The organism is Pseudomonas sp. MS15a(2019) (assembly GCF_013277805.1).
Taxonomy (GTDB): Bacteria; Pseudomonadota; Gammaproteobacteria; order Pseudomonadales; family Pseudomonadaceae; genus Chryseomonas; species Chryseomonas benzopyrenica.
On sequence record NZ_VBTN01000015.1, the window covers coordinates 141804 to 154753 of the forward strand.

The window sequence follows — 12950 nt, forward strand, 5'->3', positions numbered from 1 at the left end:
GGGCGCCTAAATAGGCGCCCTTTTTTATAACCAGCGAATCACGCGGCGTCTGCCTCGAGCTCTCGGACTGCCTGTGCGGTATCTCGATCCAGGTCGCTTTCTTCCGCGACCGCGCCGACGGTGCGGGCGATTTCTTCCGCATCGGGGCCTTTGCGGGCCTTTGCCCGGGCATCGGAGGCCATTGCCTGCAGCTTGCGCACCACACGCATGAGCTGGCGCTTGCGCTCATTGGCGGTCATGTCGTTCTTGTCCGACGGCAGAAACCCCATCAGCCAGGCGGTCTGGGCCTGGACGAGCATGTCGTCGAAGCTCTGGATCACATGGGCGAGGCGCAGGATCAGAGGCGTGGAGATCGTGAAGTTGAACTCAGCCGCGTTGTCATAGCGGGCGACCATGCCTTCGCCGCCCTGGGCCTTGAGGATCGCGAGGAAGCGGTCCCGCTCGTCATTGATCTCTTTTTCCAGCTTGGTGATCAGGCTCTCTACGGCCTTCATCACCTCGGTGTGGCTGAAGGCCTTGTTGCGATGGGAAAGCGCGCGCGCGATGACATCGATGGTGTAAAGCGCATGGGCGGCGCCTTCGAAGCAGCGTCGATGGACCTGCTGCGCTTGCTCGGTCTTCAGCGTGTAGGTCGAGGGCAGGGTAGGGGCGGAAAACTTACCCTGGGGTTTGAAATCACTTCCGTTGGCCATGGTGGGCTCCTGGGGTTGGGGGAAGCTCAACCATAGGGGCTGGGATCTCATATTCGCGCGCGATTCGCGCCCTATCCGGGCGCAGTTAAAAACGTGTTTACAGGAGGTCGAGAGCGGCGATATTCTGAAGCCTACTTCGCCCAAGCATGTTGCTTGTGTGTCGTACCCACCGAGCTCTGCTCTGGTTGGGTTTTAGTGCAGCTAGGCACTTTCTCTAGCACTATCCAGTCACGATTCGCGATCGTGACTTAACCCAAGAGGGCTTCCTGTCCCCTTGGGGCGGAGGCTCTCTTTTTTTTGGAGGCCTCCAAGAATGAAATACCTGCTCGTTTTTGCGATCTGCACCGCCATTGCGCAGTTCACGATCGTCCCATCGTTTAAGACCGCTCCCGTTGCTCAGCAACTTCGTGCCCATCAACAGGCTATCGAGGAGGCTGGACAATGACCGATATCGTCCCGGTTTTGCTGGTTCTCGCTGTCGGTTGGGTGATCTGGTCTGCTATCACCGGTGGCCACAAGCGCTCTGAACGTACAGAGCCTATGGTTGCATCCGTTGATGTTGACGATGACATCCAGCTGGATTCGCCCCTGCGGGCCGTTCCAGTAAAAGCAGCTCCCTCTCTTGTCATCGAACGCGATGTCGCTTCCCAGCCTCGGCTGCGTGGTGCTACGCGTGAATCTCAACTGCCGAAAGGCATTGATTACTCCGGGTACGAAGCGCCTACGTGGCAGCGTCGCGGAGTCGATGTGCAAGGGTTGATCATGGACTGCCCGCCCACCGGCGAGTAGTGCTGCACGGACCTCCCTCGCGGGTGGTCCACCCAAGCGTCTCTGGCGGACGTTTGGGTGGACCACTCGACGGGGAACTCCGCCATGCTTATGAACGTACAAGCGATCTACCTACTGGATCGTCAGGAGCTCTACCTATCCGATAGCTCGGTCACCGTACCGCCGCATATCGCTGAGACCGTGGACCCTGATGCCCTGGACCTGCGCTACTTGGCGCACTGGGCCAAGGAAACTGGACTGATCGGCGCCACCGCGGAGGTGTCGATTGCGATGTGATCCAGCAGTAGCGAGGGGGGCTTCGGCTCCCCGGAAGCTTTTCCCGACTGGCCTTGCCTCAAGCCCAGCCGGAAGGAGCTTCTCCTGCCCAGACCATGACTTTCGAGCACCCTCTGCAGGGCGCTTGATTGCAGCAGCTGAACTGTTTCCGTCAGCACCTCCCTTCCACCCTGCGGGGCTTCTTCCCCATAGGGGCAAGGCGCCTCGGTTACCGGAGATTCCTCATGGCTCGTGGCGTCAACAAAGTCATCCTCGTCGGCAACGCCGGTGCGGATCCCGAAACCCGTTACATGCCCAACGGCAATGCCGTAACCAACGTCACCTTGGCCACCAGCGAAAGCTGGAAGGACAAGCAGACCGGGCAGCAGCAAGATCGAACGGAATGGCACCGCGTCGTGTTCTTCGGCCGCTTGGCCGAGATCGCCGGCGAGTACATCCGTAAAGGCTCTCAGGTCTATGTCGAAGGCACGCTTCGCACGCGCAAATGGCAAGGGCAGGACGGCCAGGATCGCTATACAACCGAGGTAGTCGTCGACATCAACGGCAACATGCAGTTGCTCGGCGGCCGCGGCAATGGCGCTGGCCAGGGCGGTGACTACGACGATCAGCAGAGCGCACCAGCGCCCCAACGATCGCCGCGGTCACAGCAGGCACCGGCGTCGTCGGCGCCGGCGAATGATCGTTCGCAGCAAGCACCGCGGCCGCAGCAGCAGCCTCGTCCTCAGCAGCAACCAACCCCAGGAGATTACGACTCGTTCGACGACGACATCCCGTTCGCGAAAGTGCCGTACCTCTGCATGCTGTAACGCTTCAATCCAATAACCCTTGCGGGCGTCCCCCGCTCGGGGGGCCTCCGCATCCAAACCGGAGGTTCTCATGTCCCGTTCTATCCAATCCCAGAACACTCAGCAGGTAACCCAGCGCGATCAACAGGCGCAGGATCTGCTCAGCGGTATCGAGGCGGAATGCATCCAGATCGTCACCCGTTCGCAGAGCGGGGTGAACTGGGCGCAGGAGGCGCTGTTTGCCTACCACGCCATGCTTTCCAACGAAACGCTGATGAAGTGCGCAATCAACAACAAGCTCAGCTTCAAGCTTGCGATGCAGCAGATCGCAGCGACAGGGCTGACGCTCAATCCCACCGAAAAGATGGCCTTCCTGGTTCCTCGCCAGGGGAAGGTGATCGCTGACGTTTCGTTCCGCGGTTTGATCAAGGTGGCCACCGACAGCCGCGCTGTCGATATGGTGGTGGCGGAGGTCGTCTACAGCGGCGATCGCTTCATCTACCGAGGTGCGACTGCCGAGCCTGAGCATGTCTTCGACCCTTTCCTCGACGTGAGCGAGCGCGGGACGTTTCGCGGCGTCTACACCACCGCCTACCTGGCAACAGGAAGGGTCATGGTGAAGGCGATGCGGGCGGCGGATGTGTTCAAAGCACGGGACATGTCGGCGGCCTGGACCTCTCAAGGTCCTGGTAAACGCGGTCCCTGGGAGACGCACTTCGAGGCGATGGCCATCAAGACCGGTATCAAGTCAGCGCGGAAGTACTGGCCAACGACCAACCCGGTGCTCGACCAGGTCATCGATTACCTCAACACCGAAGGTGAGGAGGGGATCGCTGGCACCCCGTTGAGTGCTTTGGACGGTTTGGCCGACGCGTCGATGGTGCAGGCGTCCGCGCCGGTATCGCAGGCGCAGGGCGGTAACGTCTATGACCACGTCGGCGACCAGCCGCATGATCGTCGCCAGCAGGAGACGGTCAATGAGCAGGTTCCACGTGAGCAGCCCGGTCGCACCCAAGTGCAGCCGGCCGCCCAAGCTGCTTCTGGCCAAGGACGTGAGGTGACGCGCGAGCGAATCCATAGCGTCTGCGACCGCGCGGCACGAACCCGCAGCTGGGAAGGGGCCTGTTCCTGGGCAGAGCAAAACCTCACGGGTGAGGCTCTGACCTATGCACTGGGTCTTTTCAAGCAGAGGCAGGCCGCGCAAGCACAGGCGGCATAGCCCAAACCCAACCCTAACGGGGCTTCATCCCCGTTGGGGCTGGGGTCCCTCCTAACCTGGAGGTGATGATGAAGATTGTCGACTTGCGCCAGCGCACGCCGGAATGGCACGCCTGGCGCCGGCAGGGCATCACGGCGACCGCGACAGCGGTCATCCTGGGCCAGCATGTGGAAAAGACGCGCTGGCGGTTGTGGGCGGAGCTCACTGGCCGTGTCGCGCCGCTGGATCTGTCCATGATTCCTCAGGTCCGCCTGGGCATCTTGCATGAGCCGTATGCGGTCGCCTGGTTCGAGGAGCGGTACCAGACCACGCTATTGCCGCTATGCGGCGAGTGCGCGACATTTCCGCTTCTTCGCGCGAGCTTCGATGGCGTCGACGACGACGGTTGCCCGGTCGAGGTGAAGGTCCCCTCGGACAAGAACTTCGACCTGGTGCTGGAGCAGGGCGAGAAGAGCGAGCCCTACCGGCTCTATTGGTGGCAGGTGCAGCACCAGATTGCGGTGGCTGGCTCGGCCAGGGGCTATCTCGTGTTTTACAGCACGACCCGGCAGCCCCTGGTGTTCGAGATCCGTCGCGATCCGGACACCATCGAGCTCATCAAGCAGCAGGCGCAGTTGTTCTGGGAGTTGGTGGTCAGCGAGAAGGAGCCTGAGAAGGATCCTCAGCGCGACTACTTCACCCCGGTCGACGGTGCTCTGGTGCGTTGGGCAGCGACGGCGCAGCAGGTACGCGACGTCGATGCCTTGGCGAGCACGCTGCAGGAACAGCTGAAAGCCCTGAAGGGCCAACGCGAAGCCCTGCAGGCGGATCTCGTCGAGCAGATGGGCGGGTACATGCTGGCCGAGGCGGAGGGCGTTCGCGTCGTCCGCTACCAGCAGGCCGGCAACATGCGGTGGAAGGATCTCTTCGAGAGCCGGAAGCTGCAGGCGACTGAGGCGGAGCGTCAGCGCTTCCGGCAGGCACCCTCTGAGCGGGTCCGGATCACCCTCGATTCGGATCATCCGATCACGACTGCTGCGCTGGAGGCCATGAGGCTGCCATTGGTTGACCAGGAGACGGAATCTCAGGCATTTTGCCTGTGAGGATGAGGGGGCGCGAAAGCGCCCCTGTCTCTTGCCTGGAACGTTGCGGTAAGCCTCCGGTTTACCAGAGCTTTCCCGGATCTGTTCTCTGGCTATGCGGCCCGAGAGCGATAACGCAGCTGTGCGTCTTCACAGCAATCATTGAAACCCTACAGGGGCCACCACGCCCCGTAGGGGAGTGGTGCGCCTCCAACTCACTGGAGAGTCACCATGAACCTTACCCCTTGCGTCCCGATGTCCGCCTACGGTGTTACTGGTACGAACGCTGACACTATGTCGCCTGCGTTCGCCGCCGAGAATCACCCGCTACTCGACCTGGTACCCAAGCACAACGCGCAATTCCTGTTCCGCACTGAACTGCGTATGCCCGTGATGAACTTCCTGACAGCGTCGGGCGGAGACTCGCTGGCACTCGTAGGTCCTACCGGCGCTGGCAAAACGTCCGTCGTCGAGCAGATCGCGGCGCGGATGCGGTACCCGCTGCGCAGGGTCAATGCTCACTCCCGCATGGAAATGCCGGAGCTCATTGGTCAGATGTCGCTGCAGTGTGATCCGGCCACCGGTGACCAGCAGACCGTGTTCGCGCACGGGCCGCTGGCGCTGGCGATGAAAGAGGGCAGCATCTTCCTCCTGGATGAAGCTGACTTCCTGGATCCGGCTGTCATGGCCGGCCTCAACGCGGTATTGGAAGGCGGCGCCCTGGTGCTGGCCGAAAACCGTGGTGAGGTCATCGTGCCGCACCCCAACTTCCGCTTCATCATCACCTGCAACACGCGGGGTCAAGGTGATGAGACGGGGCTCTACACGGGTACCTTGTCCCAGAACCTTGCGTCCTGGGATCGGTACCGCATGCTGGAAGTCTCCTACCTGACCAAGGAGGAGGAGCTCGCGGTTCTGCAGGCGACGCTGCCCCAGGTCGATGCGACGATCCTGAGCACCATGATCGATGTTGCCAATGGAGTGCGTCAGCAGTTCATCGGCAATCCCGACCAGGCGCTTCAAGCTGGCCAATCGGGGCTGACGGTCACCTTCTCGACGCGGACCCTGCTGCGCTGGGCCCGTATCGCGACGACCTACAGCACCGCTGCCAGCAGGCAAGCGAACTTCCCGTTCGCCTGCCCCCTGGCGCAGGCGCTTCGCGAAGCACTGACCAACCGGACGGACAAACCCATGCGACTGGTGATCCATACCATCGCGAAGGACAAGTTCGGCGCGGCCTGGGCAAATGATCCTGTCGTTGCACCGGGGGTCTGATCGTGACGCTCTACTTTGCACTGGCCCCCGCGGACCAGAACGAGTTCGAGCAGGCCGATACGCAGTGGTGGGCTGGCCAGGCATTGTCTGGCTTGAGCGCTGCTGCGGCATCTCTCGGATTCTCTAACGCCTTCGAGGCCGTGCAGGCTTCCTTCGGGAAGCTTGCCGCGGGCTCGGTGGATCCGGAGTACGAGGTCGAAAAGGTTGTGATGCTCATAGCACTCAAGGTAGCTCTGGAGGAGCCGTCGAATCTGACCCTGTCAGACGATACCGGCGCCACATTAGAGCCCGCTCGGCCGGATGGCTGGGACCTGGTGCTGCAGCGCGTCTGCAACCTCACCGATGCGTCGATGCCGAAATGGCGTGATGCCCTAGTTACCCTGGGCGTTATGCCAAGACCGATGGACCTCTCCAGCCTTGTGGTAGCCGATGTGGCTGCTGCAGGCGAGATGGATTTCTGCTTTTAAACCACCCTGGCGGGGCCACCCCGCTGGGGTGGCCTCCGTCCCAAACGATGGAGCGATGCAATGCAACTACCTCTTACCAGATCGGTTGAGCTATCGAATTCCCACATCACGCAGGATGACTTCGTGCTGCTGGAGCGATTCGCGGCTGACTATCGCGATCTGCTCGGTACCGACGGTGCAGCAATGCCTGTGGTGCTCGAAACGATCTTCGGCTTCGTGATTTGCATAGGTAGCGTGACGGTTGGCGGAATCATGGCAGCCGGTGCGTCAGACGCGTTCGTACGGATTTTGCGTTACTGCTTGGATTCAAACAGTGGCGCGATCATGTACCTGGCGTTCGACCGCGACGCTGATGTCGTGGAAGATCTGCCGACGTTTGACTGGTGAATAGGGGCCTTCGGGCCCCCGTTCTCTGAGCCCGATTTGCTATAGTCGGCTATAGCAAATCCGGTTCTCGGCCGCCTCCATGTGGAGGCAGCTGCGAAGTGCCAGCTGGGCACTCAAAACACCAGCAGCTCATCTCAAACCCAATGGGGGTCTCCCCCATCGGGGAAGACTCCCGCCCAAACCGGAGTCTTCACCATGCAAACTGTTCAACCCATCAAGGAAATCGAAACCCTCAGCAAGCTCTTGCTGGTAGGTCTCGACGTCAACATCTGGTCCGGCCGCAAAAAGCTCCGTATCGAGGACCTCGGTCCTGGTGTGGATCTGCCGCCGGCGGAGCTCGCATCGCTGGGTAGCAAGCGGATCATGGATCCCGAGCAGATCAAGCGGTTCGACAACCTCAAGCGCCGCGCCCATCGCCTCCTTGAGAGCGAAGGCGTGCGCTTCCTGGGCGGCTACGGCATCCCGAACGACGCGGCTCCGGCCATCGCTAAGGAGCTCGACGACATCCAGCGCGAGTTCAACGTTGAGATCAAATCCTTCCTCGACAACTACGACTCGAACTTCGATGCGTGGGCGCAGAAGTGGGATCAGGACCCGAAGTGGCAAGCTGCGATCGAGAAGGCCAAGACCCCGAAAGAGGTCGTGGCCCAACGCTTGGGTTTCCGCTACACCCTGGTGCGCGTGGTACCCGACAAGTCCGATCCGGCCCTGAGCAAGGGGCTGGAGCAGGAAGTGGAGGGTCTTTCCGGACAGCTGTTCCGGGAGATCGCGGACGCGGCCGAGGACCTGGTGGATGGCAGTTTCGCCAACAAGTCTTCTGTCAGCCGCAAGGCGGTCAGCGCGATCCTGAAGATTCACCGCAAGCTCACCTCGCTCGCGTTCTTGAATCCCGGGATCCACCTGGTCGCCGAGCACATGATGTCTGTCATCGAGCAGCTCCCCAAAAGGGGGCCGTACGAGGGTGGGCATTTCCAAACGCTGCAGACACTCATGCTGTCCTTGAGTGACGAGCGCAACATCTCGAAGCTGGCAGCGTCCTTCGCGGCATCTGCTGCGCAGACTGCCGCCACCGGTGGCGTGCCGGCGGCGAGTGTCGTGATCGAACAGGCCCCGGCAGCTGCTGGGGCCGTCGTAGCTTCTGCTGCCGTGATCGAGCAGTCGCCGTCCCCTGCGGACGACGGCGGCATGTCCGTTGGCGAGCTGCTCGATGAGATCGCCGGTCAGCAGGCAGCACCTGGTCTTCAGGATCTGAGCTCGGTAGCTGCAGAGCTGCAGGCCCGGGCCATTGACGGGCAGGTGATCGATACCCAGATGTCGGCTTTGGGCGTTGCTACGTCTATTGCCAATATCCCAATGCCGACTACCCAGGACGCCTTGGACTTCTGCATGTAAACCAACCCCCCGGGGGCACCTGCCCCCGTTTGGGGGTGGTGTGTCCTCCACTACTGGAGTGACAGCTATGCAACGTTCTCTGAGCAACGCCTTCCCGATTATCGCGCGCTACTTCTGCGACGACCTGGGGGTGCGCATCGAGTTTGGTGGCAACCAGCCAGCAACACAGGACAAGGTGATCTACCTGCCAGTGCTTAAAGATGAGTCGCCCCGCATGGTCAACGTCTCCCTCGGGTGGACGGCCCATGAGTCGGCGCACATCAAGTACACGGACGATAAGCCCTTTGAGCTGGCCCACGCAGAAAGCCCCTTCATTGGACGATTTCTGAACCTGCTCGAAGACCTGCGGATCGAGAAGCGCATGATGGAAGACCATTACTGCGCCATCGAGCCACTGCGGGTGACCGCCCAGGAGGTGTTCCAAAAGCCTTGGAGCGCCGACGGCAAATCCGAAGCGGTGGTTTTGCACGACGCCTGCCTGATCATCGGCCGGGCGCGCTTGCTCAATCAGCCGATCGAAGAGGTCGCTGTCGTCCTCGACGCTGCGTTGGCCAACACCTTTGGTGCCGGCCGACGCGCGAAGATCCTGGGGCTACTGTCCACGGTCACCGGCTTGCCGGATACCGCAGGGGTGTACCAGCTCGCGCATCGGATACTCGATGTGCTGGATGAAGAGGAGCCTCAGCAGCCTAATGCTGGCGCGAATCCAGATCCTGCGCCGCAAGCTCAGGAGCAGGGTCCTCAACAGGGCCAGGATCAAGGCGCTCAGCAAGGCCAGGGTCAACCTGGCCAGGGCGAACAGGGCGACTCCAGCAGCGGCGATCAGGCAGGTCAAGGCGACGCGCAAGCGGCGTCCGGCCAGCCTGGCGCCGATCAGCAGGGCGCTCAGCCAAGCCTGAAGCAGCGGGTGGTAAACGCTGACTCACAGGCCATGCAGGATGCGCTTGGGGACGTCTCATCCCAAGCCGCTACCCTGATCGGCGCCAACGCGGGCGGCACAAGCTCCACGCCGAGTTCGGTGCTGGCGCACGCTGTCGGTTCACAGGCTCTGCAGCAGGACGTTGTCATCAACGGACGCGCCGCCTCCATGGGGCTGCGCCAGGTGCTCAATGGCCTCATTCAGGGCAGCCAGAACGCACGGGTCACCGTGCGCAAAACGGGTAGTCGCCTGGATACAGCGAGCCTTGCACGGGTGAGGGTTGGGGAAAACCGGATCTTCCGGAAACAGGAACCCGTGCAGCGCACCAACGCTGCTATCCAGCTGTTGCTCGATGGCTCCGGCTCTATGGGTGTGAAGACCGGCGGGCGCAAGCCTATCCAGGTTGCGGAGGAGGCGTGCTTTGCGATGCTTACGGCATTGGAAGGCATTGCCGGCGTTACCAGTGGTGCGATGGTCTTCCCTCGGGGGGATCGGGAGCAGGTCGGTGTTTTGAAACGGCACGGCCAGAACCTGGCCAGCGCCGTGGCAGAACAGCGCTTCGGCCTGACTGCTTCCGGCGGAACACCGTTGGCCAGCGCCATATGGCCGGCCGCCGGCGACCTGCTGCGCGCCAAGGGACAGCGGAAGGTGCTGATCATCAGCACCGACGGCGACCCGCGGAACGTGACCGACGTGATCGATATGGTCGCGCGGTGTCGCGCTTCAGGAATCGAGGTGTTCGCGATCGCCTATGGGGAGGCGAAGGCCACGAAACTGCAGCTGATGTTTGGCACCGGTCACTGGCAGCTGCTGGATGACCTCGGACAGCTGCGCAGCGCCCTCCAGGCGCTCGTGCAGCGTGTGTTGACCCAGGCCGCCTAACCGCGACCGCAGTTCTACCAACCGCCTCACGGCGGACAACCCACCAGGGGACATACCCCCCTGGTGGGGGGTGTGTCTCCTCCTAACCGGAGGCATACCATGCAACTTGCGCTTTCTTTCACCGAAAGCTCGTTTTGCGAATTTCCCTTACCGCAGCGCTTGCCCAGGCCGCGGCTCAAACGGGCGCCTCGCAAGACGAACACCGCGGTTGATATCGAGCAGCTGTATTTCGACCTGCTGGCCATTCCGGACAGCGAGGTCGACACCTACGTCTGGACTGACGCAGACATCGATCGCGTTCGCGAATACATGCTGCATCACGCGCTGGGCGTCCTGCTGGACCGGCGTAATTCGCTTGCGTCTCGCCAGGAGCATTGGGCCTGGGTGATGGACGAGGAGGACTTCGGTCCCTTCTCGTTCAAGACCCTGGCCTACTTCGCCGGCGTCGACAGTGAGTTGCTGCGCGAGGGTTTGGTTCGAACCCTCACCAAGCACCAGGTCCTCGAGCAACTGTCGGTGTGATTGCTTGACACCTCCCCCCTCACCGGGGGAGGCTTTTTCTCGAGTCTCATGGGCAGAGCGCCAGGCTGCGCCGATCAGATTCTCCTCGACCTCTGTTGGTCGAGAGATACCCAGCTGGAGGTTTCCAGCACCTATCGTTCCGGTCCGTCCGGAGCATCACACCCTTGGGGGCACGTTCCCCCTAGGGGTGACGTGTCTCCTCTCTACGAGGAGTTCACCATGCGTTATCAGCTCACCCAGTCACCTGTGGTCGATGCCCTGCTGTTTCCCTATCGTGCTCCGGAGGCCTATCGCACCCGGGCGGATTACGAGCAGCTTAATCGGCTTCAGCGTGAAGCACTGCAGGACCGGCAGCGCGAATTCGCGCAGCGCCTTCACGGAGTCATGCAAGACGGGCCCTGCTCGCTGCGAAGCTTCCCTTCGCATGCAGCAGACACCGCCTGGCAGGACTTGCCGCGGTTCCTTCACGCTGCGCAGTTCATCCCGTTTGAAAGGTCGACCCCGGCTGCCGGGCAGGACTATTTCGCGGCGCCGCCGGCGAGCCTTGCTGACTATGAGGGCTTCGACGTCGGCGAGGATCTGCCGGTCTCCGATGAGGCACCTGCTGCCCCGCCCAAGGCGGAGCGGCGGGCCACGCCATCGCCGGTATCTTCGGACGTGATCGATTGGTCCGGCGCCAAGGAAGGGGTAGTGAAGCGGCACGGCCGCTATCGCTACCGCTTCGAGAAAAATTCGTCATTCTCCTACCTGGTCCATCTGGACACCGGTGGTCTTGTTTGGGGAATCGAGCTGCAGCAGGTCGTCAATGAGCTGAACATCGAGGTTGGTGATCGGGTACAGCTCAAGCGCATGGGAAAGGAAACTGTCGAAGTCGACGAGAGAATCCTCGACGCCGATGGCAACCCGACCGGCACACGCAAGAAGCACGTCACGCGCACCATTTGGCGTGGCCGCATTCTGCAGAAACACGCCTGATCGCCACCGGCGACACCGGCATCAACCAACTCCCCCTTGCGGCCTTTCTCCCGCAGGGGGAGGGGCCGCTCTCTACCTTGGAGCTTCCCCATGACGATTACCCAAACGCTGCCATCTGCTGAGCTCAAGCGAACCATGCTGAACCTTCGGGTCCGCTGGCGCTCGAGCTACCAAGGCCGCCATTCGTTCGACTGTTTCCTGGACGGCGCGTCGTGCCGGTTTGAGGTGCAGACCGAGCGCAGGACGCGCGCCGCATACTCGAATTGCTCGCCTGAGGAATTCGAGCGTGACGTCAACGGATCGGTCGGGCTGGTGCGTTGCGGGTTGCCGCTGTCGCTCGAAGCCGTCGCCGGGTTCAACCGGTCACGCTACGACGAATACAAGGCGCAGATCGATCTGATCCTGGCTCAGCCTGAGAAGTATGGCCACTACACGCCGGAGCCGTTTCAAGTGTACTTAGGCGGGGTGTGGAGCAAAGAGGCCGGCTGGTCTCGCCTCCACACGTTCGATGAGGTGCTGGCCGTCAGTGGCATCCCGGCTAGCGAAGCGGTAGACGGTACGCAACACCCTTAACCCACTGCGGGATCACCCCGCACTGGGATGGTCCCGCTCCCACCAAGGAGCAAAACCATGAATACCCATCAAGCCCTGCTGGTTTGTCAGCTGCTACTCAAGCGTGCAGGTTCGCGCGTGCGCCTCCGGCAGCCCTCGCATTGCGGGACTGATTTCTGGTCCTTCACCGTCGTCGGCCGTGGTCGCCTCGGCAACCGCATCGTGGTCCCGTTCGTCCATAGCTTCCAAGGCTATCGGATCCTGGGAATCCTCGATCAGACGGGCCGCAACGCTCGTTGGGGCGGCCTTGGCCAGGCGCTTACCGGATGCCGCCAGCTGGCGCACTACGGTGACATCGGCCAGGTGGTCGTCCGTTTCGGACAGCCTACGCTGCTCAAGGAGTATCACCTGGGTTCGCCCGAGGCGATCCCACGGCTGTCGCCGACGCTGCGCAAGCTGCTGACAACAGCGCCCGCAGCCGATCAGCTGATCGTGCGGGACCGCCACACCGGTGACGACGTGGTCACCAGCACGCTGCCCGGGGAGGAGGTTGCTCAGATGCTGAGCAGCTGCCTCGCCGGCACCGCGGTTGCAGCGCCGGGCAACGCTTCCCAGCTGATCGCTGAGTTCGGTCTGGACCTGTGCTTGGGCACCGGGACTGACCGTGGCATGTTGCTATCCAGAGAGACGCTACGGCGGACGCGTTCCGCCCTGCTGACTGTTGCGTGATACACCTGCCCCCACCCGGGGGCGGGCT

At 62.1% G+C, this 12950-nt stretch carries 16 protein-coding genes; 15 read left to right on the top strand and 1 reads right to left on the bottom strand.

Annotated features, from left to right (window positions below; all coding sequences use genetic code 11):
- Positions 1–38 precede the first annotated feature (38 nt).
- Positions 39–692, bottom strand: coding sequence for a hypothetical protein (locus FEZ61_RS21995; RefSeq protein ID WP_064306979.1), 654 nt, complete (start codon positions 690–692; stop codon positions 39–41).
- Between the two features lie 313 nt (positions 693–1005).
- Here FEZ61_RS21995 and FEZ61_RS24660 point away from each other — a divergent pair, with 313 nt between their 5' ends.
- From FEZ61_RS24660 to FEZ61_RS22065, 15 genes are all read left to right on the top strand, one after another.
- On the top strand, positions 1006–1137 hold the full coding sequence (locus FEZ61_RS24660) for a hypothetical protein (RefSeq protein WP_256326465.1): 132 nt from the start codon (positions 1006–1008) through the stop codon (positions 1135–1137).
- The gene (locus FEZ61_RS22000) at positions 1134–1481 is read left to right on the top strand and encodes a hypothetical protein (RefSeq protein ID WP_064306980.1); all 348 of its coding nucleotides are present in this window, start codon (positions 1134–1136) and stop codon (positions 1479–1481) included. Before FEZ61_RS24660 ends, FEZ61_RS22000 begins: the two co-directional genes overlap by 4 nt.
- An 84-nt stretch (positions 1482–1565) precedes the next feature.
- Positions 1566–1757 (top strand): hypothetical protein, encoded by a 192-nt coding sequence (locus tag FEZ61_RS22005; RefSeq protein WP_064306981.1) that lies wholly within the window; start codon positions 1566–1568, stop codon positions 1755–1757.
- Positions 1758–1981: 224 nt separating this feature from the next.
- Positions 1982–2563 (top strand): single-stranded DNA-binding protein, encoded by a 582-nt coding sequence (gene ssb / locus FEZ61_RS22010; protein WP_173150417.1) that lies wholly within the window; start codon positions 1982–1984, stop codon positions 2561–2563.
- A 70-nt stretch (positions 2564–2633) separates the two neighbouring features.
- On the top strand, positions 2634–3761 hold the full coding sequence (locus tag FEZ61_RS22015) for a recombinase RecT (RefSeq protein WP_064307024.1): 1128 nt from the start codon (positions 2634–2636) through the stop codon (positions 3759–3761).
- Positions 3762–3829: 68 nt separating this feature from the next.
- Positions 3830–4843 (top strand): lambda-exonuclease family protein, encoded by a 1014-nt coding sequence (locus FEZ61_RS22020; RefSeq protein WP_173150419.1) that lies wholly within the window; start codon positions 3830–3832, stop codon positions 4841–4843.
- A gap of 210 nt (positions 4844–5053) precedes the next feature.
- Positions 5054–6097, top strand: a complete 1044-nt coding sequence (locus FEZ61_RS22025) for an AAA family ATPase (RefSeq protein ID WP_173150421.1) — start codon at positions 5054–5056, stop codon at positions 6095–6097.
- Positions 6098–6099: 2 nt separating this feature from the next.
- Positions 6100–6564: a hypothetical protein gene (locus FEZ61_RS22030; RefSeq protein WP_064307021.1), complete on the top strand. Its 465-nt coding sequence runs from the start codon at positions 6100–6102 to the stop codon at positions 6562–6564.
- Between the two features lie 60 nt (positions 6565–6624).
- The gene (locus tag FEZ61_RS22035) at positions 6625–6951 is read left to right on the top strand and encodes a hypothetical protein (protein WP_064307020.1); all 327 of its coding nucleotides are present in this window, start codon (positions 6625–6627) and stop codon (positions 6949–6951) included.
- 195 nt (positions 6952–7146) lie between these two features.
- Complete coding sequence (locus FEZ61_RS22040; protein WP_064307019.1) at positions 7147–8343, top strand: DUF3150 domain-containing protein; 1197 nt, start codon at positions 7147–7149, stop codon at positions 8341–8343.
- A 67-nt stretch (positions 8344–8410) separates the two neighbouring features.
- Complete coding sequence (locus tag FEZ61_RS22045) at positions 8411–10144, top strand: VWA domain-containing protein (protein WP_064307018.1); 1734 nt, start codon at positions 8411–8413, stop codon at positions 10142–10144.
- Between the two features lie 99 nt (positions 10145–10243).
- On the top strand, positions 10244–10666 hold the full coding sequence (locus FEZ61_RS22050) for a hypothetical protein (RefSeq protein ID WP_064307017.1): 423 nt from the start codon (positions 10244–10246) through the stop codon (positions 10664–10666).
- 219 nt (positions 10667–10885) lie between these two features.
- Positions 10886–11641, top strand: coding sequence for a hypothetical protein (locus tag FEZ61_RS22055; RefSeq protein WP_173150423.1), 756 nt, complete (start codon positions 10886–10888; stop codon positions 11639–11641).
- Positions 11642–11731: 90 nt separating this feature from the next.
- A complete protein-coding gene (locus FEZ61_RS22060) occupies positions 11732–12214 on the top strand; it encodes a hypothetical protein (protein ID WP_064307015.1) in 483 nt (160 codons plus the stop codon).
- Positions 12215–12271: 57 nt separating this feature from the next.
- Positions 12272–12922, top strand: coding sequence for a hypothetical protein (locus FEZ61_RS22065; protein WP_064307014.1), 651 nt, complete (start codon positions 12272–12274; stop codon positions 12920–12922).
- The last annotated feature ends 28 nt before the right edge of the window (positions 12923–12950 follow it).